This is a genomic window from Methanofervidicoccus sp. A16 (assembly GCF_003351865.1).
In the GTDB taxonomy this organism is placed as follows: Archaea; AGJL01; Methanococci; order Methanococcales; family Methanococcaceae; genus Methanofervidicoccus.
This window is the reverse complement of the sequence record NZ_CP022242.1, coordinates 900,635-923,230: the sequence shown is the minus strand read 5'-3', so window position 1 is coordinate 923,230 and position 22,596 is coordinate 900,635. Positions and strand designations below refer to the sequence as shown.

Below are 22,596 nucleotides of genomic sequence, written 5' to 3'. Positions count from 1 at the left end.
TTATAAAGATAACCAACAAAAAGGTTAATAAATACTATATGAAATTGATAAAAATAATAAAAAAATAACAGGAGGTAATACTTTGAAGTTTTTAAAGGGTATAGTAGAGGAGGGAGTTGAGCCCTTAGAGGAAGAAAATATGGAGTTATCAGAGGTGGATAAGGAACTTTTAAAATTTATTGAAATGTCTAAGATTAGAATAACTGTAGTAGGTTGTGGTGGTGCAGGAAACAACGCCTTAAATAGACTTGCAAAGGAGGATATAAAGGGAATAAAAACTGTTGCTGTAAACACTGATGCCCAACAACTTATAAAGACGAAGGCAGATGTAAAGGTACTCATAGGTAAGAATCTTACAAGGGGATTAGGTGCTGGTGGAGATCCAACGAAGGGTGAAGAGGCTGCCAAGGAAAATGCAGAGGATATTAAAAAGGCTATACAGGACTCTGACATGGTGTTTATAACCTGTGGGTTAGGGGGAGGTACTGGGACAGGTTCTGCTCCAATAGTGGCAGAGATATCTAGAAAGTTAGGGGCATTAACTGTTGCAGTGGTTACATTGCCTTTCTCCATGGAGGGAAAGATCAGGATGAACAACGCTATACAGGGACTGGAGAAGTTGAAGAAGGTAGCAGATACTATAGTCATTATTCCAAATGATAAACTCTTGGAGATCGTTCCAAATGTACCTCTGAGAGTGGCATTTAAAGTTGCAGACGAGATCCTTATTAACTCTGTAAAGGGAATGATAGATCTTGTACAGAACGTTGGAGATATCCACCTGGACTTTGCAGATGTTAGGGCTGTAATGAGTAACGGTGGAATAGCGATGATAGGAATAGGGGAGAGTGATTCAGAGAACAGGGCTAAGGAAGCGGTAAATATGGCACTAAACAGTCCTCTCCTCTGTGTAGATGTAGATGGAGCAAAAGGTGCATTGATACACATTACAGGACCAAAGGATATGAGTGTTGAGGAGGCTAAGGAGATAGTCTCAACAGTTACTGAGAGACTGGATGAAAATGCCACTATAATCTGGGGTACTACTATTGATGAAAATGCAGAGAACACCATCAAGGTACTACTTGTAATTACAGGTACTAAAACCACTGAAATAACACCATTTAATACTCCAAAGGGCAAAAAACCAGTTGTCATCGACATACTTCCTAGTATTTAAATAGGAGGTATATTATGGAAGAAAAAATAAAGATAGATGAGAAAATAGAGGAGTTGAAATCCTTCCTAAATCAGTGTAAGAGGGTACTGATGGTACTGAGGAAACCTACAAGGGAGGAGTATCTAAATGTTGCAAAGGTTACAGGATTAGGGATATGTTTCTTAGGAGTACTAGGGTATATAATCCATGTACCTATAGTGTATCTGAAAGGGATAGTTAAAGGGGTAAAGTAGTAAAATATATATAGGAATTTAATAAAAATTTTTGCAGTTCTTTTGAATTTAAATCTATTATTATTTTTTTAATGTATAACTCTTTTTTTAATATTTTTATCTTTTTTAAATGGTGATTAGTATGATATATGCAGTTAGGACTATAGCAGGTCAAGAGAAAAATGTCGCTGAATTTTTGGCGTCTAAGGCTGAAAAGGAAAAAATAGATATATACTCTATACTTGCAACTGAGGATCTAAAGGGGTATGTACTTGTAGAGGCTCCAAATAGAGGTGCAGTAGAGGAGTTGGTAAGGAGAACATTTAAGGTAAGAGGAATAGTACCTGGAGAAACCTCGGTAGAGGAACTGGAACATCTCCTATCTCCACATAAGATAATAGAGAATATAGAGAAAGGAGATATTGTAGAGTTAATAGCAGGGCCCTTTAAAGGTGAAAGAGGTAGAGTTATAAGGGTAGATAAAAATAAGGAAGAGGTAACACTGGAGTTAATAGATGCAGCAGTTCCCATACCTGTAACAGTTGGTGTAGAGCAGGTAAAGATAGTTTCAAAGAGTTCCTAATTAACGTAAGTTTTAAATAGAGAGTAGGATTATTAGGAATTACAAATTTATACAGGTGATGATAATGGGTACAGAAGTAGTAGAGGTACTGATAACTGGAGGTAAGGCTACAGCAGGACCTCCACTAGGTCCAGCTATAGGGCCCTTAGGTATAAACGTCATGAAGGTAGTAAATGAGATCAACGAGAAGACAAAGGCTTATGAGGGAATGAGTGTTCCAGTTAAGATTATCGTAAATACCGACGATAAAACCTTCAAGATAGAGGTAGGTATTCCTCCAACATCTGCACTTATAAAGAAGGAATTGAACCTTGAAAAAGGTTCCTCAGAACCAAAACACAAGATAGTGGGCAACCTTACAATGGAACAGGCTGTGAAGATTGCAAAGATGAAGATGGACTCCATGCTCTCCTATACATTGAAAAACGCCACAAAGGAAGTAGTTGGAACCTGTGTGTCTATGGGAGTTACAGTTGATGGAAAAGATCCTAAAGAAGTCATTGAGTTGATAGAGAAAGGAGAGTATGACGAATACTTCAAGGAAGAGGAGTAATTTTTATTTTTTATTATTACCCTTGTTCCTATCAAACTAATGGTTAAAAATAATAAAAATAATTATAAAATGATAAAAATAGAGTACTTCTATACTTTAATACCTCTTAATAAGGCGTAATAACTTTTAAAGATGAGTACTATATTGATAGGAAATAAAGTTAAAAAATAAAATCTTAAAACTATTATAAATAAAATTTCTCTTAACCTTTCTTAGAAGTTTTCTGTATCTTTTCTGCTAATTCTTTATTTTACTACATTATTATTTACTTTTTATTTTTTTTAATTACAATAACCCTAGTTCTCATCAAGACCGTGATTAGAAGAATAATAAAAAATAATAAAAAACCTTAAGAGTAATAACAATAAAAATAATTCTGAAGAGATGGAGATAAAAAAGTAAAATAATATTGAATAGTTTTTATGATTTTATTTTATTAATTATCAACTTTGATGGGAACTGGTAATTTTTATTATATTATTTATTTTAAATATTTATTAAGATCCTAGTTGTTGTTTTTAAATGCAAATTTTTTGTTATGGTCATATAACTATAAAAATAAGAAAAATAAGAAAAAACTTTTGCCTATATTACTCATCCTTGGAATCTTTCGAACACTTTAAAAAAGAATAAAAATCATTTTAAAAGAGAGTTAATAAGATTATTTTTACCTTTCAATAATTTAGACATTCTAAAAAGATAAGGATAAAATCTGCCCTTTTCTCTACATTAACTCCTTATAAGTGTTAAACAATTTATATTTTTTAATCTAATTTTTTTATTTTTTTTATAAAATTTTTTTAATAAATAATAAAAATTGAGTTATTTTAGAAAGTACTTAGAAATGTCATTGCCCCTCCATCCTGGACTTTATAGGTGGAGTATATATAGGTTTCTCCTTCAATATACCCTCTGGCTTATAACAGAGTATCAGAAGTGCCAAGATCCCAAAGACTATATACTGTAGCCAAATCGCCTCAAAGGGCAGATGAAGTAAGTACTTAATGTCGAACTTATAGTAATCGATCAGCATCTTAAGTAGTACAAATATAAGGGCTCCTAAGACTACACCTCTGTTATTTCCCTTACCTCCAAGGAGTACTATAAGGAAGGGATAGAATGTCCATTCCACTCTGTTAAATGCATTTCCTACAACACTTGAAGAGTAGAATACAAATATTACTCCGGCAATGGCGGCGATTGCAGAACCTAAGGCCATGGTTTTAACCCTCAACTTCATCACATCTCTACCAAAAGCCTTTATTAAATCCTCGTTCTCCCTGTGCCCCCTAAGTATCCTACCGTAGGGACTGTTCAACAACCTCTCTAAGAATATATAGATTATTAGGGCACCTATCAACGCCAGTACTGTATAGGCGTACATTCTGTACTCTCCAGGTACAAAGGCCAGTATATCAGGTATGGATACTCCGTAGTACCCCCCTATTATACCAGTGTTGTAGAACATGATGAAGTATACCACCTCACTTATAGCCAGAAGGGTAACACCTAGATAGTCCCCCCTAAGTTTTGCACTTGGAAGGATAGAAAGTGCCCCCACTATTGCCCCTAAAATTACAGCCAGTAGTACACAGAATATAAACACCCCTAACCCTACTATCGGGTTTTGGCTTATTATCTCTGTCATTTGATAGGAGGCTACACTACTTGCAGAGATAAAATCTCCTCCAACTCCAAAGTACCAGATCAACAACCTATTTAAGATCCCCCCCAACAACGACGGCACCTGTCAATACAGAGAGTGCCTTACCGAAGTTTGGTATCCCTCCATATCCAAACTCTAAGTTTAAACTTAGGGATACTATCGTATAGAGGGCGAAGAAGAAGAGTATTAAGGTTATAAGTTCAACCATTTTTCCACCCTCCTCCAAAGTTCAGTGCCAGTTATACCCTTTGAATGTATAAGTATAGTCCCTATCATCATAAGTAGAGATATCACCTTACTGTACACCAATACACCTGGTCCTAGGAATATAGAGAGGATATATGTAAATAGAGACTCAGATACTCCAATGATATATCCACCAATTAGAGCCCCTACTATATGGTAGAGTCCCCCCACTATACTAGCCGCAAATATGGAAACTATAAGGAAGTATCCCGTCTGAGGAACTATCTCCTGTAAATAAGGAAGTACAGAGCCTGCCATACATGCCAAAGCCCCAGAGAGGAACCAGGAGAAGAGCCTTGTATTTTCCACATTTATACCCATAGCCTCTGCCAGGGATGGGTTCTCCATAGAGGCTCTAAGTGCAATACCAAACTTCGTCTTATAGAGTAGTAGGTACAAACCGAGAATAGTTAAAAGTACTAAAAGGGCAGACACTATTAACCTTCCAGGTAATCCGTAGATGTCAAAATCTAGGTAGGTAAATACAAATAGTGTCTCAGTCTTCTTTGTTATGGAACTTAGTACTTCAGAGTAGGCTCCTATTATACCAAAGAGGATAAGATCCCAGGCCAACGTTGCTATCATCAACATCTCTATAGATGCCTTCCTCTTTATAAGAGGCTTCAACGCTATATAGTAGGTTAAGAGTCCTAAGATTCCCCCTAAGATGAAGGTAACAGGTAGGGAGAGGTAGGGATTTAATCCTGCCAACCTTAACAGTGTCAACGCTATATAGGATCCCACTATTGCAAAGGAGGCTTGAGCAAAGTTTGGCACCCCAGTTGTGATATAGGTCATAGTGAGCCCCAAGGCTAAAAGTACCAAGATGTTGGACCACACTATGGCACCTATAAGAACATCCATCATTACCATCACCAGAAAAACTTTTGATCAACTTTAAATCCCTATCCATTAATTAACAACCAATGAACCATAAAAAGAATTTAACTAAATGATCTTTTTTCAACCACAATTTTAAAGAGTATTTGCTATTACTAAAAAAAGTATTATTTTAATTTCTCTTTAGATTATTATAATTATTTTTATTATTTAAATAAATATTAAAATTAATTGAGTAGAAACAAAATTCCTTAACACTCCTCTATTCCCACAACACCTAAGAAGTAACTTTGAAACTTCTCATGGTTCAGAAGGGACTTTGCCGAACCTCCATAGACTACCTTACCACTGACGAACATATAACCTATATCACTTATCTCCAGGGCTCTCTTTGCATTTTGTTCCACCAGTAGAGGTGTAATACCGTAATTATCTCTTAACTCCACTATCTTGTCAAATATAACCTGGGCAAGTTTTGGAGATAGTTGTGCAGTAGGTTCATCTAATATCAGTAATTTCGTCTTTCTTACAAGGGCAGTGGCCATTGCAAGCATCTGCCTCTGTCCCCCACTGAGGGACCCTGCCTTCCTATCAAGTATCCCCTTAAGTTCTGGGAATACCTCTAAGGCGAAATTTATCCTCTCCTCTACCTCATCCTTCTCTAGGATATATCCCGCTATCCTTAGATTCTCCCTTACAGTGAGATTTGTAAATACGTTGTTCGTCTGCGGTAGGTAGGATATACCCATCTTAGTTTTCTCATGAGGTGGCGTATAGGTTATATCTTTACCCTCGTAGATTATACTACCTGAGTATATATCTGTAAGGCCAAAGAGGGATTTAAGAAATGTAGATTTACCACTACCATTTGGGCCAACTATTGTAGTTATCTTCCCCGTAGGTACCTCTAAATCTATATCGAAGAGTATCTGCAACTTTCCATACCCTGCATTAAGTTTTTCAACTTTAATCACCTATATACACCTCTATAACTTTTGGATCATTTAATACTCTTTCAATCTCCTTTTCACCCTTCCCATGGGCTATGACAGAACCGTTAAACATAACGTACAAGTTATCCACATACTTTAATACAATATCTAAACGGTGTTCAACTATTAAAAAGGATATACCTTTATTCTTTAATTCAACAACATGGGAGAAGATGTCATGGGCAAGACCTGGAGCAACCCCGGCGATAGGTTCGTCCATTATAATAAGTTTTGGATCTGTTATAAGTGCTCTACCTATCTCCAACAACTTCATCTGGCCACCGCTTAGGGACTTAGAAGGATGATCCCATCTGTGATCCAACTTTAAAAACTCTAATATCTTAAAGGCCCTCTCTACTAATTCCTCCTCTTCCTTCATCCATCTACTGTGAAATAGAGCATTTGTAATATCCTCACCACTATGTTTTCGACCTATGAGGACGTTCTCAAGGACTGTCATAGATTTTAAAGGTTCAGGGTTTTGAAAGGTCCTCACTATACCGTAGTTGTATATCTCGTTGGGCTCTCTGTTGGTTATATCTTTATTTTCAAATATAACCTTACCAGAATCCACCTTCAAAAACCCAGATATAGCATTTATAAGTGTAGATTTACCACTCCCATTAGGTCCCATAACCAGCGTTAGTTTGTTCTTCTCAACCTCTATACTTACGTTATCAAGGGCCTTTACTCCATCGAAGGATTTACATAGATTTTTAGTCTCCAAAAGGATCATAATGTCCACCTAAAAATATTAATAAGATGGCTAATAAGGTTTTTTGAAAAAATAAGAAGATAGGAAATTAGAGATTGATATAATAAACTTACTATACTTGTTAGTTTTCTATTAAATTCTTAACATTGGTTTTTAAGAAATCAGAAGTTTTATTAATCTATTTTTTATATAGTGGTATGGTATAAATAATTTTACTATTGTGATAATAAAGGATTCTATTTTTGCCAATGTTATAGTTGGGATAAAATTTAGATCCATATTTTATTGGAGATTTAAAATTAATAGTAAATAATAAAAAACTTAGTTTTTATCGATCTATTAAGAAATTAAAATTCCTTACTCTTCCCTATCCAGGTCTAAAAATACTTAAGGAAAGGATTGAATAGAACTAAAAGTTTTTAATATTTTATTTTTTAGTAGAATCAGTCTGATTCTGTTTTTTGTTATTTTATTTTTTAGAGTATTAAATATAATATTTTTTAATTTTTTGGAATTATACCTATTATAATGGCTATTATAATAAAAATAAATAATAATTATAAAAATACCTTAGTTCCCATCAAAGTAATAATTAAAAGAATAATAATAAAAAGATAATTATTATAATTAGAATCATAATGAAATTAATCAATATAACCTAATTCCCATTAAAAAAATTCTGATAAGAATAACAATAATTATAATAAAAGTAATAAAAAGAAGATATTAAAATCAAAATAAGAGATAGATAACCTCTCCTGGAATACTCTAAGATACTATAGGAGTAGAGCAGATCCTTCCTAACAAGTTGCTATTATTAATGCCCCACATCCCATAAAGTGATAATATAAAAAAATAAAAATCAATAAAAATAAAAAGAAAATTAAAAAGGTATCTTACTTGTCTATCCAGTATCCAATATTATTTTACTTTTTTATCTCCATCCCTTCAGAATTATTTTTATTGTTATTACTCTTAAGGTTTTTATTATTTTTTATTATTCTTCTAATCACGGTCTTGATGAGAACTAGGTAATGTTAATATCCTAAGATCTTTCCGAACCCTTAGATAAGATAGAAAATCCTATTCTGGTATTCACTATACTAGAAGGTTTACAGAGGACATTCTCCTTCAAACTTCTTTTTAAAATTTTTGCACACCTGGGATAACAGAAGTTTTCTGTTTTTTAAACATTTTCTTTATTTTTATTTTTATAATTATTCTTATTATTTTTAAACTATCCTTTTGATGAGAATTAGGGTATAAAAATAATTAATTTTTAATTTTGTAGTTGTTTAAAAATAGAAACTACTAGATCTATGGATAAAAAGACTTTGGTTGTAAGATCATTCTTTTTAGTGTTAGTTATAGGTATCTAATTTTTGTTTTAATAAAATAAATAATTAGAATATGTAAAAAATATTATTAAAAATAATAATTGTAGTGTATTCAATTATTTATAAAAGATAAAAATGAAATAATAATTTTCACTACATAAAAGAACAAATGCTGTTGTTATCTTTTTTTAGGAGTCTCTAACATTCTATGAAACAGAAAAATCTCAAAAACATCATTTTAAAAACTCAAAAACATTTTGTAGAAAAAATATAAAATTACTACTTAAAAAATTATTTTACGTAAGAATTAAAAAAAGAAAATAAATTACTCCTTCCACTCTACCTTCTTAGTCTCGTATCTCCAAGTACCTACCTTTTTCCAACCATCTTCTGTTATTGCATATATTGCATAGTCTCCACTGGCCCTGTCGTTGAATTCGTTCAGTACTATTTTTCCAGAGAGTGGTTCTACACCATACTCTCCATTATTGTACTTTTGGATAACCTCTTTTATCTTCTCTGTCATAACATCTGCATCATATTTTCCATTATTTGATTTAAGGGTCTCCACGTAGGCCATAGTTAATATCCATAGAGTATCGTAGGATATAAGACCGTAGGATGTTGGAGTACCTCCATATTTTTCACTGTATCTGTTAATGTATTCCTTAGGACCCTCTGATTCAAAGATTGTACTGTACATTCCAACCTTCGCTATCTTATCCTTCAATTCTAGTAGTTTATCGCTCTTTGCCACACCGTCTGATCCTATCCATTTAACATTCAGGAGTACTGAATCCTCTGGGATCTGTGAGAACAGAGTTGCTCCCTCTTCAAATCCTATGAATATAACTCCTACCTTGTCTCTACCTTTAGAATCAGCAACCTTTTTTACGCTATTCTCTAACTTTGTTATATAAGGAGACCAATCTGCAGGTGAAGGGTTACTTGGATAACCTATGTAATCGATAATATTTACCTTGTACTTTGGAAGGTTCTTTTTAGTCTCCTCTGAAAGTCCCTTACCCCAGGCATCATCTCTGTAGAATATTACAACATCTGTTATACCTAAATCTGCCGTTAAACTTGCTATAGCCTCTCCTTGAAGGTTATCACTTGCAACAAACCTATAGAGGTATTTCTTCTGTTCAGGGCTTGTTGCACCTATCAGTGGAGGTAATGCTGTAGATGAAGGAGACACTGCGATTATTTTGTTGGAGAGTGAGTAAGGTAGTACAGTTTTAACTTCACCACTGGACATTGGACCGACGAAGATATTTACTCCCTTTCCTCTTAAAATCTGTATCTTCTGAAGGGCTAAATTAGGATCTAATCTAGTATCTTCTGCTAATATCTCTATCTTATAAGGCATGTTGTTTTTCTTAAAGTATTCTTCTATGTCCTCTTTACTCAACTCTAAGTTGTTTCTAATATCTATTCCGTAGGTAGATAGAGGACCTGAGAAATCTAAAAGAGATCCTATCTTTATAACCTCTTCCTCTGATGTAGCCTGATTTGTACCAGTATTAGTACAACCTGTCATTAGAATGGCTAATATTACTACCCCTATTCCAACTATCTTTTTCCACATCCTACCACCCTAGGAAAATATTTGCCGTATTAAGTAGAAGGTGTTTGTGATATAAAAATATTACGAATTATTGAATTTAATTACTCATATAACTCACATTTTAGGGAGTATACTACAGTATCCTTTGGAAATAAGTTTTTAATTTTTTCCCTCATCTCTTCAAGTTCTCTATCTTCAGGTCTATGTTTTACTTCCTTATCTAGGGTAAATCCACATCTGTAGTAGTAAGCGTCTCCAACAATTGCACCGATCTCTGGAAACTCTATGGACCTTACCACTACATCTTCTCCAACGATCTTTACAATATCTTCTAGTATCTTCTTAAAGTCTATCTTTTCTTTAGTATAAAATACTCCATCTATCATTATTTTCATATTATCTCCACCTCAATAATAATAAAAATAGTAATTATAATTATTATTAAAGTTAAAAATAATATCTGACGGGGATCTCTATGTTGAAATTTGGCGAAGGAGTTCTTGGAAGGGATATTACTGCTATAGTTAATGTAGTACTAGGTAAGGGAGAAACGATAGACACTGTATTTACAAATGCACTAACAAAGGTACCTACTCCTATTCTGGCAAATTTACGGGATAATCTTATAGTAAAGCCCTTAACTTTGGTAGTACCTAAGAATACCCTAACTACCGATATTCAGTGTAACCTCCTACATGGTCCTATACAGTACGGAGTGGCAAAATCTGTTGCAGATATGGATCTCGATGAGGATCTGAAGTTGATAGTTACAGTCTCTGTACCAGATGTGCCCTACACCAACTTAAATAAGAGAAAACTGTTCCAGTACTACTACGGTGCTACGAGATTGGCTATAACCAGGGCTTTAAATGACTACCCATCAAAGGAGAAGATAAAGAAGGAGAAGTACAGGGCACTACACCCATTAGTTGGCTTTAGGGATGTAAGGTTGGAGAGACCTCCCTATCTACAGGTTGCACTGGATGTGCCCTCTATGGAGAATGTGGAGTATGTGTTGGAATCCCTACCTCCAAGTGACAGAATAATAGTTGAGGCAGGTACTCCCCTTATTAAGAAGTACGGTATTGAGGTTGTAGAGCATATAAGGGAGATATACGACGGTTTCATCGTTGCAGATCTGAAGACGTTGGATACTGGGAGGGTGGAGGTAAGGATGGCCTTTGAATCTACTGCAAATGCTGTGGTTTTAAGTGGCACTGCACCGAGAGAGACAATACTGAAGGGTATCCATGAGTGTGAGAAGTGTGGTATTATGAGTTATTTAGATACTATAAACGTAAGGGATCCCTTCGCCCTATATAACTCCTTGGAGTTAAAACCTGACGTCCTACTTCTTCACAGGGCTATAGATGAGGAGGGCAGGGTTCCAATAAGGGAATATAAAGATATCGATAGAGGGGAGAAACCTCTCCTTGGTATAGCGGGAGGAGTTACCTTGGACAACATAGAGGAGTTAAAAAAGAGATACCACATCATCGTCGTAGGTAGAGGTATTACAAAGTCCAGGGATCCAGGTAGGATTGCAAGGGCCATAGTGAATAAATTGGGGGATGATATAGATCAGTACAGGTTGTACTTAGAGGAGGATGAGGATGTCCCTATCAAATGATATAATATCCATTAATGACAATAACTTCTTGGAAAATATTAAAGGTAAAAAACCTCTCTTCATCTCTGTCATCTCCAACATAGAGACAACTAAGTATCTCCCTATCTCTGGAGTTAACAGAAAAGTAATAAAATATACACCTGCTGCAGATATGGAGTTGGTAACGCTTGGGAGAAGTATCTCCCTTCCCTCTCCTCCAGTGGATGCTACCATGTGTCCAAGTCCTGCAACTATCACCAGGGCAAATGTCCATCTGAAGGATATCCCTGTCTTAACTGTAGATGCTGGATCTGAGGTAAAACCGAAGATACCTCCCTCTACTTACATCCCAGTGGATAGGAAACCTACTGGAGATATCTCCAAGGGCCTTGCAATGGAGAACTCTAAGAGACTCTTTGAAGTTGGTAGGGAGGTAGGGAAGAGGTTAATAGCGGAGAGGGATTTTCAAGTTGCCATTATTGGAGAGTGTGTACCTGGAGGTACAACCTCTGCCCTTGGGGTACTCTTAGGATTGGGATACGATGCAGAAGAGAAGGTAAGTTCTGGTTCTGTTAAAAACCCTAAGGAGTTGAAGTTAAAAGTTGTTAGGGAGGGTTTAAAAAGGGCTAAGTCTCCAGATGTATTTGATATACTCAATGCAGTTGGAGACAAGATGATGCCTGTTGTTGCAGGGATGGTATTTTCACTGGTTGAGTATAAAAGGTATGTTATCCTAGGTGGGGGTACTCAGATGGCTTCAGTACTTGCAGTTATAAAGGAGATAGATAGAAAGTATATAAAAGAGGGGGTTTTAGATACAGGTTGTATCTCTATAGGTACTACAGAGTTTCTTTTGAAGGATAAGAATTCGGATATTAAGGGGTTAATAGAAGAGATAGGGGGGAGTATTCCACTATACGCCTCAAGATTCTACTATGAAAGATCTAAGATAGGGGGTTTAAAAGCCTACTGTAGAGGTGCTGTAAAGGAGGGTGTAGGTGCTGGAGGGATCTCGGTGTATTCCTATGTGAATGGATTATCGTCTGAGGATATTAGGGAATATGTTGAGATGAACTACCACAGGTGGTATAAAGTTAGGAACTAGATATTTAAATAAAGAACTTATAAGATAATAAAAAATAATGGTGTAAAAATTTTATCTAAACTTAGAAATACCAATCTTATAAAATCAAGCACTGTAAACAGATAAATCCCTTAATCATTATTTTAAAATAAGTTTATAATGATTTAAAAATATTGCTAACATTCTCTTAATCTAAAAAAGAAAATTATATAAAATATTTGTTTATTATATTATTTTATGTTTATTATTTTTATTTTTAATTTTTAGTTGAAAAATAGGGGAGGAAATATGAATATAAAGGATTTAATTTTAAATCCAGACAAGTTCTTTAGAGATCTATCAAGCAAAGAACCTTCTCTTATAATACCGTTTCTAATCGTTCTCGCTGTTTCAGTACTTGATGCCATATATATGTATTTTAGAACGTTAGTAATGATTAACCTTTTTCCACCAGATATACAGAGTAAGATATCAATAATATTGGCAATATCTCTATTATTTTCCCTTCTAAGTAGGTTTGTAGTATGGTTGTTAATAGCAAGTTTGATGCACCTAATTTCTGCGGCATTTGATGGAGAGGGCTCTTTTAAGAGAACGTTAGAATTTACCGGCTACGGTTTCTTGCCTAATCTAATAGGACTGTTAATTATCATTCCAATAAGTTGTTATTTCCTTTCAAATGTTCAAATACCTACATTAACGATGGAACAACTACAAGATCCCACAGTTGTAAAAAAGATCATATCATCTATAATTCCGAAGACTATGTTATATACAACATTTTTGATTGATATTGCAGTTATCCTGTGGAACTTTGGTTTATGGACCTATGGAATAAGATATGCAAGAAATCTTGATCTAAATAGGGCATTTATTGTTGCACTGGTTCCAACAATATTGCTTTTCGTCTATCAGTTATTTGGTATAATTAAGATGCTCTAAGGTGAAAGTTGATGAAAAAACCTTCTACCTTTTTTATTTTATTTTTGTTATTTGTATTGTTAATTATTTTTATTGATTCAATATATGGTGTAGAAATTACAAGTTTTGACTATAAAAATGAATATTTAGAGCCTGGAAAGACCTATGACCTCTGGGTTGTAATCCTACCAGAGGAGGAAATAAATAACACTGTAATCAGTATATATCCTTATGGAATAAGTAAAAAGTATATTCAAGTCCTTAAGGGAGAAGATTACGAAGGTCATCTACTTCAAGGTGAAAAGGGAGTAGGACATTTTCTCATATATATTAGAGAAAATACTCCATCAGGAGACTATAAAATAGTAGTATACTGCAACTATACCAGAGATGGAAGGAGATACTCAGATAACAGGGTATTTGAAATCCCAATTAGAGGAAAACCAGCATTAACATTGGAATATCCGCCAGTAATTAAAGAGGGAGTAAATAAGATCTATATAAAGATAAAAAATGAAGGAACAGGAACAGCTCAAGATGTAAAAATAGAGTTTGAAGATGGGAATAACATATATGCCCTCTCAGAGGGATATATAAAATATATAAAACCAGGTGAAAGTAAATTAGTAGAGATAAAGGTCTATGGAGAGAATATAGGGATGGCAAAACTACCATATACACTTACCTACAGCAGTCCTTATGACAACCTCCAACTGGTGGATAAAAAAGAAACTGAAGGGATAAACTCGAAAACAATAGTTTACAATTACAAAAATCAGAAGATAATAAAAGAGAGAGGAAACTTAGTATTCAAGATAATCCCAAATGATGCTATCAATATAGGTGTGAAAAACTACATCCTTCCTCTTGGAGAGGTATGTAACTTTACACTTTTTATTAAAAACAACTACAGGAATACTAACTTCACTGTAATTGTTGGGAAGTACTACATAGGAAACAGTCAAAAAATCATACCTATCAACTACGGGGAGGTTAAAAATATAACCTTCACCATTAAAGTGGATGAGGGAGGAGTTAAAGAAATTCCAGTGAAAGTTATCTTTGATGGGAACGAGATAGAGAGGAACGTATCTATAGATGTTGTTGGAGAGGTAGAAATAGTTTTAACTGGTGTAAATGTTGAGGGAACAGAGGAGAAAGTTATAACTGGGGATATATCTAACGTAGGAACAGGGAGAGCAAAGGGGGTACTGATATCTGTTAAAGAAACAGAGGATGTAGTACCATTAAAACCCTATGAAAACTATTTTATAGGTACCTTAAATCCAGATGACTATGGGAGTTTTGAACTCCACGCCAAGGTGACAAATAAAACTGATATAATTCCAGTAGTTATACAATATCGAGATGAAAACAATGGACTAATTAAAATAGAGAGAAATATAAGCGTTAAAAAGGTTGATATATTCTCCTATGAAAGTAGAGGAAATAATAGTTATATACCAATGATTATAGGAGGGTTATTTGTCCTTGGAGTTTTACTCTTACTCTACAGAATCTTTTCAAAAGGGAGACTAAATGATTGAACTTAGAGATGTAACAAAGACTTACACTGTAGGAAATGAAGTAATTTACGCCCTAAAAAGTATAAATTTAAAAATAGAGAAAGGGGAATTTGTGGCAGTTATGGGACCTAGTGGAAGTGGGAAATCTACACTGTTGAATATTATTGGGTGTTTAGATAGGCCAGACAGTGGAGAGGTTTATATAGATGGTATAAAAACTAACAACCTCAAAGATGACGAATTAACAGAGATCAGAAGGAATAAAGTTGGATTTGTATTTCAACAGTTTAACCTAATACCTCTTTTAACTGCACTGGAAAACGTTGAACTTCCACTGATATTTAAGTATAAAAACAGACTATCTGAAAGGGAGAGGAGAGATAGAGCAATAAGATGTTTAAAGATGGCTGAGTTAGATGAGAGATTTGCCAACCACTATCCAAACCAGTTAAGTGGAGGACAACAACAGAGAGTTGCCATTGCAAGGGCTCTGGTAAATAACCCTCCAATTCTACTCTGTGATGAACCTACAGGAAGTTTAGACTCAAAGACTGGAGAGAAGATATTGAAGTTGTTAAAGAGGTTAAATAGGGAGGGAAAAACTGTTGTAATAGTTACTCACGATACATCTGTGGCAGAATACACCCACAGGATTGTCTATTTAAGGGATGGGAGAGTATACTTTGAAGATTAGTGAAAAGATAATAAATTAACTAATAATTATTTTTTTTATAATCATAAAAATAACTTTTTTACTTTATATATTATAACTATTATTTAAATACTTAAAAGAGAGGTAAAAAGTAAATCTTGTCGTTTTTTCTTCCATTTTTATATTAAAAAAGTATCACAAAATATATAACACATTTCTTAATTTCCGAAAAATATATATACTACTAAATTATATTTTTTTAGGGGATGCTGGTGGGGATATGGTGTAGTCTGGCCTATCATCGGGGACTCCAAGTGCCTATATGGGCTTGGACCAACCCCGTGCAGGAGAAATCCCCGGACCTGGGTTCAAATCCCAGTATCCCCACCATTTTTTAATATCGAGATATATCTGTATATCTAAATACATGGAATAAAACATTCACGATCCAACTTATTTGGATCTATCTCTACAACCATCTCTCCATCCTTAAACATCCTTACTACACCACCACTGTCAGAGACCGTAATAGCCACAGCATCTGTATGTTTTGATATAGCCGCAGCAGCATAGTGCCTGGCTCCGAGACCTAAAGGTAGATTTAATGTGCAACTTAAAGGTTCCAAGTATCTACCTGCAGATATAACCTCTCCTTTATCACTGATTATAAAGGCACCATCTATCCCTGCAAGTTCCTTTATTGTACCCCTTACCCTTTTATCAAATATTACAGCATCATGTCCCTCGAAGGGATTAAGAATAAGTTGACTGGACATTTTAAGAACTCTTTCACTATCACCCACTACAAATATGGCTCCAACAGGTTTTCCTTCTTTTCCCTCAATGGATAACTCCATGGCTATATCCAATACTTCGTTAACTACCAACCTCTTAATACCCTCCATGGAGTTAATAAACTTGTGGAATTTTAGTAGGAAGTCGTTGGAAGATACCTCTATTAGAGATATAGTATCAATGCTTCCAGGCGTTCTAGGAACTCCCAGTATCGTTACTATGGTGTCTCCCTCTTTAATAAGGTTGTTTTGAAGTAATTTTATCATGGCCTGTTTTATCATGGTAGATTTATACTTGTTTCTGTATCTTAGAAGTATGGGTATGATCTTTTCCTCGTTTTTTAAGAAGGAGTAAGTATCTTCATTTGGTGTAGTTACAACTATCTTTAAGTCTTTTCTATCATTTTTTTCACATTTTTTGTCTAGATATTTTTTAAGTATTTTATATGTCCTTCCTGTCTCAGTAAATATGAGTAATATGTCCCCTATCTCTTGCGCTAGAGAGTAACCATGTTTTACAATAGATTCGGTCATATCCATAGAATCACCAAATTTAAAAGGATAAACCTCAGTTTTTATTATTAAATGATTTTGCAGTATTTTATTGAACCTAATTTTCTATATAATTATGAATGTCTATCTATTATCAGGAAATACACTTTTAATTCATCTCTATTTTTTTATTAAAATCTCATCTTTTATTATAAATAATTATTATTTTATTGGTTTGACTATTTATAACTAAATTACATAAATTCTCTTTAAAAATAGTAGTTAAATAATGAAAGAACAAGTAAACTTGTTAATTACAGAATTCGTTTTTTTAGATAACTTAGAAGTCCTAAGAGAAATATAACCAAAAACTTTAACTCTCTTTTAAATTATTTTTTATTTTTACTATTTTTTTATTTTTAATAATATCAATTATTTAAAATATTTGAGATATTTAATTTGATTTTTTACTATTCTGACTAAAAAGGTTATCTATTTTAATCATCAAAGAGAAATACTCTATAATTAACGAGGAGGGAAAATTATGAAAAAATATCTAATATCCTTCACAACTATATTGATATTCCTACTATCCTTAAGTGGCTGTTTTCAAAAACCTGGTATAGATAAGTTAGAAGATAGAGAGTTTAAAGTAGTGCCTGCAGATGAAAATAACTTTAAGGATTTTGTTAGGAGATTAGATAGTGGAAGATACAGTAACTTCTATAACTACAATATTCCCATAACTGCAGATAGATCCTATGCCTCTGTAACCTTAGAGACCACAACCTATAAGGAGAAAACAATCACTGAAGAAGCTCACGTGACTGTAGAGAGGTACTCTAAAACAAACGTCCAAGTAATAGGAATAGATGAGGGAGATATTGTAAAAACTGACGGTAGGTACATCTACTTCTCTCCAGAATCTGATGTTAGGATAATGTATTACAAATATCCCTACTGGACAGGAAGTACTTATATTATAGAGGCTTTCCCTCCAGAATCTGCAGGGGTAGTAGGTAATATATCCCACGGAGGTATTCTCTACCTCTACAACGATACCTTGATAATTATAGAGAGAGATAGGATACTAAGTTATAACATAACCTCTCCTAAGGATCCAAAATTAAAGTGGAAGATGGATATAAATGGTACCTATGTGGATTCTAGGCTGTACAGAGGAAAACTATACCTCGTAGTACTGAAGGGAGATATAGAGTATCCCCTCCCATGGAGAGATATGAAGATTAGAAATTACTACCTCCCTGTCCTACCCTCTACAGTATCCCACAACTTCGAAGGCTCCTATATAGTATCAGCCATAGATGTAGAGGATGGGAACATCTCCAACGTTGTTGCCCTACCAGGTTCTGGAAGTACAGTTGTTTACATGTCAAAGAATAAAATATACCTTGCCTATCATCTAGAGCCCAATATTGAGAGGATATACCTACAGTTCATAGAGGAGAATCTAGATAAATACTTCCCAGAGGATATTAGAGATCTGCTTAAAAATATAATAAACTCCCAGTACTTCGGTGATGAGGCAAAGTTTCTGGAAGTTAACAGGGTAATAAGTAATTATTTAAAGACCCTGAAGAGAGAGGACGCTCTGAACCTAATGAATACTATGGAAAAGGATTTCAACAAATACTTAGAGGAACACTGGGAGGATTTTGAGAAAACAGGTATAGTAGGTATAGACATAGACACCTTCGATGTTAAAAGTGGTAGTGTCCCTGGAAGACTTATAAACTCCTACGCCATGGATGAGTACAAGGGATACCTAAGAGTTGCCACTACAATAGGAGATTACTGGCAGTACAGGGATAGGAGTACCAACAACATCTATGTACTTAAGGATTTAGAGGTGTATGGAAAACTTACAGGTCTCTCTAAGGGAAAGAGAATCTATGGAGTAAGATTTATGGGAGATATCGCCTATATGGTTACCTACAGGGAGAAGGATCCTCTCTTTGTAATAGATCTCAGTGATCCCAAGAATCCAAAACTCCTGGGAGAATTGAAGATACCTGGCTATTCAACTTATCTACACCCTGTAGATGAGAATAGATTGATAGGAGTGGGAAAGGATGACGATGGGAGGTTGAAGGTGTCCCTCTTCAACGTGGAGAATAAAACTAAACCTATCAAGGTAGATAAGTACGTACTTCCTCAATATTGGTCTCCTGCACTTTACAATCCCCACGCCTTCCTATGGGATAAGGATAATAAGGTATTGGTAATTCCTGGAGGAAACAGTTGCTATATATTTAGAATAGAGGATGATAAAATATCCTTGGAGATGGAGGATATTCATAAAGGAAGAGTTCTAAGATCCCTCTATATCAACCAGTACCTTTATACAATTTCGAACAGTGAAATCCATATAATAGACATGAGAGATTGGGAGGTTGTTAAAAAACTGGTGATATAAAGGTACTCCAATAAAAATAACTCTGATTTTATAAAGATAAAAAGGATTAATAATTAAATAATAATTAAAACCTTAATTCCCATCAAAGTAGTAATTTAAATAATAAAAATAATAAAAAAGACTGGAAAAAACCTTGGTTTCTACCAAATAGTGATTAAAAGAAGAATGAAAATAATCAATATAAAAAATATCTTAGGATCTTTCTAATCACTTAGATAAGATAGGAGATCTTACTCTGATATCCACTACACTAGAAGGTTTACAGAGAACCATTCCCTTCCAATCTTCTTTTAAAATTTTATATCTGAGATGATAGAAGTTTCTGTTTTTTAAAACATTTTTTATTAATTAAATTCCTTTATTATTTTTATAATTATTCTTATTATTTTTAAAACTATCCTTTTGATAGGAACTAGGGGTTCAATATACAAATATTAGATATCTTAAGATCCTTCCGAACCCTTAGGTAAGATAAGAAATCATATTCTGATATCCACTACACTAGAAGGTTTACAGAGGATCATCAATCTTCTTTTTAAAATTTTATTATCTGGAATAATAGAGGTTTTCTATTTATCAAAACATTTTCTCTATTTTTTATTTTTATAATATATTTTTATTATTCTTTAAATTATCCTTTTTGATAGGAACTAGGGTTAGAAAAAATATTGAAATATAATACCTTATAAAATATTAAATAATAGCAACCTGTGAGGAAGGATCTACTCCACTTCTATAGTATCTCAGAGTATCCAGGAAGGATTATCTATCTCTTATTTTGATTTTAATACTTCCTTTTATACTTTTATTTTTATAGTTGTTATTGTTTCTTATCAGGATATTTTTTAATGGGAAGTAGGGTTTTTATTCTAATTATGTTCTTTTTCTTTTAAATAATTTTTATAATAATTATTATTTTTTAATCAACTATCTTAATGGAAACTAGAGTTATTATTTTCTACTGTATTCTTACTTTTCTCTCTCCTTTGTATACCAAATATACCACCAACAATCCTCCTATTATTTCTAAGATAGAACCTACAGGTAAGATTTGGGCAGGGCGGTTTATACCGTAGAGGTAGTGGATAGGTACCCAATACTTCAAGGATATTAGATGAGCGACAAGCATCAAGATAATACCTAATAGCATCGTTGTAGGTAGTAGCCACCTATGGTCGGAGGTCTTTATTACAACTCTTGCCATATAGGGAGCTGCTATTCCTACAAATGCCATAAGTCCAAGGTAGGGAACTATGGCTCCAACAACGAAGGATGTTAGTAGTAGTATTAGTACTCTGATCTTTTTTACATCTAATCCAAAACTTCTAGCATAGGATTCACCAAAGAGTAAGGCGTTTAGAGGTTTTATTAAAAATACACTACCTATCACAAAGATTAAAGTGATTAGGGTAAGAGGTAAAAGATTGTTTAAATTAACCCTTGTTAAACTTCCAACTATGAACATATAGTACTCTACAATAGAGAGTTCCTCTCCATTTGCTATTAAATAGGAACTTATGCCTCTAAAGAGATAACTGAAGAGGAGGGCAACAATTAGAACACCATTTACCTCCTTAACTCTAAGTGCTATTATAAGGAGTATTATTAGGGATAATATACCTCCACACCAGCCGGCAACTATCTTCTCATCTATGTTGAGGATGGAAAAGAGTTGTGCAATACTGTCTATAAATATTACCAAAGTAACTGCAAATAGTACACCGCTAGATATACCTGTAGTATAGGGGGAGGCTAGTAAATTCCTAAAGAGTGTCTGAAGCATTAAACCACATGCAGATAGGGTTATCCCTACAATAATGGCTCCGAAAATTGGGGGAAAACGTACTTCTTTTAAAAGTGTATATTTAAATTTCTTCTCTTCACTTAGAGGAGGTAGATAGAAGAGATCCTCTCCAGTGATTTTATGATATATGCTGTTTAACATAACCTTTGTTTCATATAGAATAAAATCTGTAGTATCTCCTAAGGTGATAGATCTGGCATTTCCTCCATAGTACATACATAGTATAACGAGTATCGCTATAAAAATTAGTAGAGTAGTTATTACAAAGTATCTATAATAACTCATTATATCCCCATACGCCTTATCTTTAAGTATATCAGTATAGCTATAGGCGCCCCTATTATAGATAGAGGACATAGAAGAGGCAGATTGTTAGAGGATGTAGGTATCAGAACTCCAGGTCTTGTAAGTATATCTGCAAGAAGTACAAATATGGAACCTAAGAGGGCAGTTGTAGGTATTACATAGAGGTGTTTTGAAGTTCCCACTACCATCCTACTTATTATAGGACATACCATTCCCACGAAGGCTATAGGCCCTGTAAAAGCCACTACCGTTGCAGTTAATATACAGGAGAGTACTATCAACCACCTCCTTAAACTCTTTATATCAACCCCTACACTCTGGGCGTACATCTCTCCAAGGAGATTGGCGTCAAGTTTTTTCGATAGTAATATGTAGGATAGTATAACTACAGGGATGATTAGTGAAGTCATGATTCGGATCTGATCCCAAGTTAAGTTATTTACAGAACCCATACCCCACATAAGATACCCAGAGAGTTCAGATCTCTCCTCGCCGAGAAAGTCTGCAGTATATACCACTATAGTGGTAAATCCAGAGGCTATGGCACCTATCATAATACCGCTTATCAGTAAGGTTGCAGTCTGTTTAACAACCCTTGCGATGTTGATAACTACAAACATGGTAATCAGAGAACCTATATAGGCTGCAAGGATAAAGCCATATAGTGAACGAGGAAACCCTAAGTTGAAAAGTAGAGATGTGAATATATACAACACAACACCTAAGGAGGCACCACTTGCCACACCCATTAGATAGGGATCTGCCAGAGGATTCCGGAAGTATCCCTGCATAAGTATCCCTGCAACTGCAATCCCCATTCCGACAATGATGGCTCCCACAGTTCTTGGTAGTCTTAACTTCCCTATTATCTTATCAATAATAGGATTGCCAGAGGTTCCCTCTAGGAGGTATTTTTTCAACTGTTCATCCTTTATAGGAATAGTACCCTCTTTGATACTTACGTAGGATAAAAGAGTGAGTATAACAAGTGATATAAAGAATACCGTTAGAAACCTCTTGTATTTCAAAGTTTCACCGTTGATAATAATTATTAAATAAAAAAATAATATAATTAGA

The 22,596-nt window shown here is 34.3% G+C and carries 20 protein-coding genes and 1 tRNA gene; 11 read left to right on the top strand and 10 right to left on the bottom strand.

What is annotated here, in order from left to right; all coding sequences use genetic code 11:
* Nucleotides 1-82 precede the first annotated feature (82 nt).
* From ftsZ to CFE53_RS04350, 4 genes are all read left to right on the top strand, one after another.
* On the top strand, nucleotides 83-1,180 hold the full coding sequence (gene ftsZ / locus CFE53_RS04365) for a cell division protein FtsZ (protein WP_148120649.1): 1,098 nt from the start codon (nucleotides 83-85) through the stop codon (nucleotides 1,178-1,180).
* A 14-nt stretch (nucleotides 1,181-1,194) separates the two neighbouring features.
* A complete protein-coding gene (locus CFE53_RS04360; protein WP_148120648.1) occupies nucleotides 1,195-1,413 on the top strand; it encodes a protein translocase SEC61 complex subunit gamma in 219 nt (72 codons plus the stop codon).
* Between the two features lie 121 nt (nucleotides 1,414-1,534).
* A complete protein-coding gene (locus CFE53_RS04355; RefSeq protein ID WP_148120647.1) occupies nucleotides 1,535-1,975 on the top strand; it encodes a transcription elongation factor Spt5 in 441 nt (146 codons plus the stop codon).
* Between the two features lie 64 nt (nucleotides 1,976-2,039).
* Nucleotides 2,040-2,528 carry a 50S ribosomal protein L11 gene (locus tag CFE53_RS04350; protein WP_148120646.1) on the top strand — a complete coding sequence of 163 codons (489 nt, stop codon included), beginning with the start codon at nucleotides 2,040-2,042 and terminating at the stop codon, nucleotides 2,526-2,528.
* Nucleotides 2,529-3,375: 847 nt separating this feature from the next.
* Here CFE53_RS04350 and CFE53_RS04345 read toward each other — a convergent pair.
* The 7 genes from CFE53_RS04345 to CFE53_RS04320 all read right to left on the bottom strand — a co-directional run bounded on the left by CFE53_RS04345 (nucleotide 3,376) and on the right by CFE53_RS04320 (nucleotide 10,289).
* Nucleotides 3,376-4,242: a branched-chain amino acid ABC transporter permease gene (locus CFE53_RS04345; protein WP_371677860.1), complete on the bottom strand. Its 867-nt coding sequence runs from the start codon at nucleotides 4,240-4,242 to the stop codon at nucleotides 3,376-3,378.
* A 1-nt stretch (nucleotide 4,243) separates the two neighbouring features.
* Nucleotides 4,244-4,402 (bottom strand): hypothetical protein, encoded by a 159-nt coding sequence (locus CFE53_RS06945; RefSeq protein WP_371677858.1) that lies wholly within the window; start codon nucleotides 4,400-4,402, stop codon nucleotides 4,244-4,246.
* Complete coding sequence (locus CFE53_RS04340) at nucleotides 4,387-5,304, bottom strand: branched-chain amino acid ABC transporter permease (protein WP_148121159.1); 918 nt, start codon at nucleotides 5,302-5,304, stop codon at nucleotides 4,387-4,389. The genes CFE53_RS06945 and CFE53_RS04340 overlap by 16 nt, the downstream gene beginning before the upstream one ends.
* 227 nt (nucleotides 5,305-5,531) lie before the next feature.
* Entirely contained in the window at nucleotides 5,532-6,254 is a 723-nt protein-coding gene (locus tag CFE53_RS04335) for an ABC transporter ATP-binding protein (protein ID WP_172456359.1), read from the bottom strand.
* A complete protein-coding gene (locus CFE53_RS04330; protein ID WP_148120645.1) occupies nucleotides 6,247-7,008 on the bottom strand; it encodes an ABC transporter ATP-binding protein in 762 nt (253 codons plus the stop codon). Before CFE53_RS04330 ends, CFE53_RS04335 begins: the two co-directional genes overlap by 8 nt.
* A 1,641-nt stretch (nucleotides 7,009-8,649) precedes the next feature.
* Entirely contained in the window at nucleotides 8,650-9,915 is a 1,266-nt protein-coding gene (locus CFE53_RS04325) for an ABC transporter substrate-binding protein (protein WP_172456358.1), read from the bottom strand.
* Nucleotides 9,916-9,995: 80 nt separating this feature from the next.
* Nucleotides 9,996-10,289, bottom strand: a complete 294-nt coding sequence (locus CFE53_RS04320; RefSeq protein ID WP_148120644.1) for a hypothetical protein — start codon at nucleotides 10,287-10,289, stop codon at nucleotides 9,996-9,998.
* Nucleotides 10,290-10,369: 80 nt separating this feature from the next.
* Between CFE53_RS04320 and CFE53_RS04315 the strand changes: the two genes are divergently transcribed.
* The 6 genes from CFE53_RS04315 (at nucleotide 10,370) to CFE53_RS04290 (ending at nucleotide 16,076) form a co-directional block, all read left to right on the top strand.
* Entirely contained in the window at nucleotides 10,370-11,524 is a 1,155-nt protein-coding gene (locus tag CFE53_RS04315; RefSeq protein WP_148120643.1) for a bifunctional 5,6,7,8-tetrahydromethanopterin hydro-lyase/3-hexulose-6-phosphate synthase, read from the top strand.
* Nucleotides 11,508-12,608, top strand: a complete 1,101-nt coding sequence (gene cobT, locus CFE53_RS04310; RefSeq protein WP_148120642.1) for a nicotinate mononucleotide-dependent phosphoribosyltransferase CobT — start codon at nucleotides 11,508-11,510, stop codon at nucleotides 12,606-12,608. Before CFE53_RS04315 ends, cobT begins: the two co-directional genes overlap by 17 nt.
* Before the next feature lie 267 nt (nucleotides 12,609-12,875).
* Entirely contained in the window at nucleotides 12,876-13,529 is a 654-nt protein-coding gene (locus tag CFE53_RS04305; RefSeq protein WP_148120641.1) for a YIP1 family protein, read from the top strand.
* Nucleotides 13,530-13,540: 11 nt separating this feature from the next.
* Entirely contained in the window at nucleotides 13,541-15,055 is a 1,515-nt protein-coding gene (locus tag CFE53_RS04300) for a COG1361 S-layer family protein (protein ID WP_148120640.1), read from the top strand.
* On the top strand, nucleotides 15,048-15,728 hold the full coding sequence (locus CFE53_RS04295) for an ABC transporter ATP-binding protein (RefSeq protein WP_148120639.1): 681 nt from the start codon (nucleotides 15,048-15,050) through the stop codon (nucleotides 15,726-15,728). The genes CFE53_RS04300 and CFE53_RS04295 overlap by 8 nt, the downstream gene beginning before the upstream one ends.
* A gap of 232 nt (nucleotides 15,729-15,960) precedes the next feature.
* Nucleotides 15,961-16,076, top strand: a tRNA-Trp gene (locus CFE53_RS04290).
* A gap of 29 nt (nucleotides 16,077-16,105) precedes the next feature.
* Here CFE53_RS04290 and CFE53_RS04285 read toward each other — a convergent pair.
* On the bottom strand, nucleotides 16,106-17,020 hold the full coding sequence (locus CFE53_RS04285; RefSeq protein WP_148120638.1) for a diadenylate cyclase: 915 nt from the start codon (nucleotides 17,018-17,020) through the stop codon (nucleotides 16,106-16,108).
* A gap of 496 nt (nucleotides 17,021-17,516) precedes the next feature.
* On the opposite strand from CFE53_RS04285, the gene CFE53_RS04280 reads away from it, so the two are divergent.
* The gene (locus tag CFE53_RS04280; RefSeq protein WP_148120637.1) at nucleotides 17,517-19,409 is read left to right on the top strand and encodes a beta-propeller domain-containing protein; all 1,893 of its coding nucleotides are present in this window, start codon (nucleotides 17,517-17,519) and stop codon (nucleotides 19,407-19,409) included.
* Nucleotides 19,410-20,367: 958 nt separating this feature from the next.
* On the opposite strand, the gene CFE53_RS04275 is transcribed toward CFE53_RS04280, so the two are convergent.
* Together CFE53_RS04275 and CFE53_RS04270 are read right to left on the bottom strand one after the other, a co-directional pair.
* Nucleotides 20,368-21,498 (bottom strand): iron ABC transporter permease, encoded by a 1,131-nt coding sequence (locus CFE53_RS04275; RefSeq protein WP_148120636.1) that lies wholly within the window; start codon nucleotides 21,496-21,498, stop codon nucleotides 20,368-20,370.
* Nucleotides 21,498-22,547, bottom strand: a complete 1,050-nt coding sequence (locus CFE53_RS04270; RefSeq protein ID WP_148120635.1) for an iron ABC transporter permease — start codon at nucleotides 22,545-22,547, stop codon at nucleotides 21,498-21,500. The genes CFE53_RS04275 and CFE53_RS04270 overlap by 1 nt, the downstream gene beginning before the upstream one ends.
* Nucleotides 22,548-22,596 lie beyond the last annotated feature (49 nt).

Coding starts and splice junctions, on each gene's coding strand:
- CFE53_RS04360 (WP_148120648.1), top strand. CDS start 1,195: ATGGAAGAAAAAATAAAGATAGATGAGAAAATAGAGGAGTTGAAATCC.
- CFE53_RS04355 (WP_148120647.1), top strand. CDS start 1,535: ATGATATATGCAGTTAGGACTATAGCAGGTCAAGAGAAAAATGTCGCT.
- CFE53_RS04350 (WP_148120646.1), top strand. CDS start 2,040: ATGGGTACAGAAGTAGTAGAGGTACTGATAACTGGAGGTAAGGCTACA.
- CFE53_RS06945 (WP_371677858.1), bottom strand. CDS start 4,402: ATGGTTGAACTTATAACCTTAATACTCTTCTTCTTCGCCCTCTATACG.
- CFE53_RS04340 (WP_148121159.1), bottom strand. CDS start 5,304: ATGGATGTTCTTATAGGTGCCATAGTGTGGTCCAACATCTTGGTACTT.
- CFE53_RS04330 (WP_148120645.1), bottom strand. CDS start 7,008: ATGATCCTTTTGGAGACTAAAAATCTATGTAAATCCTTCGATGGAGTA.
- CFE53_RS04325 (WP_172456358.1), bottom strand. CDS start 9,915: ATGTGGAAAAAGATAGTTGGAATAGGGGTAGTAATATTAGCCATTCTA.
- CFE53_RS04320 (WP_148120644.1), bottom strand. CDS start 10,289: ATGAAAATAATGATAGATGGAGTATTTTATACTAAAGAAAAGATAGAC.
- CFE53_RS04315 (WP_148120643.1), top strand. CDS start 10,370: ATGTTGAAATTTGGCGAAGGAGTTCTTGGAAGGGATATTACTGCTATA.
- cobT (WP_148120642.1), top strand. CDS start 11,508: ATGTCCCTATCAAATGATATAATATCCATTAATGACAATAACTTCTTG.
- CFE53_RS04305 (WP_148120641.1), top strand. CDS start 12,876: ATGAATATAAAGGATTTAATTTTAAATCCAGACAAGTTCTTTAGAGAT.
- CFE53_RS04300 (WP_148120640.1), top strand. CDS start 13,541: ATGAAAAAACCTTCTACCTTTTTTATTTTATTTTTGTTATTTGTATTG.
- CFE53_RS04295 (WP_148120639.1), top strand. CDS start 15,048: ATGATTGAACTTAGAGATGTAACAAAGACTTACACTGTAGGAAATGAA.
- CFE53_RS04285 (WP_148120638.1), bottom strand. CDS start 17,020: ATGGATATGACCGAATCTATTGTAAAACATGGTTACTCTCTAGCGCAA.
- CFE53_RS04280 (WP_148120637.1), top strand. CDS start 17,517: ATGAAAAAATATCTAATATCCTTCACAACTATATTGATATTCCTACTA.
- CFE53_RS04275 (WP_148120636.1), bottom strand. CDS start 21,498: ATGAGTTATTATAGATACTTTGTAATAACTACTCTACTAATTTTTATA.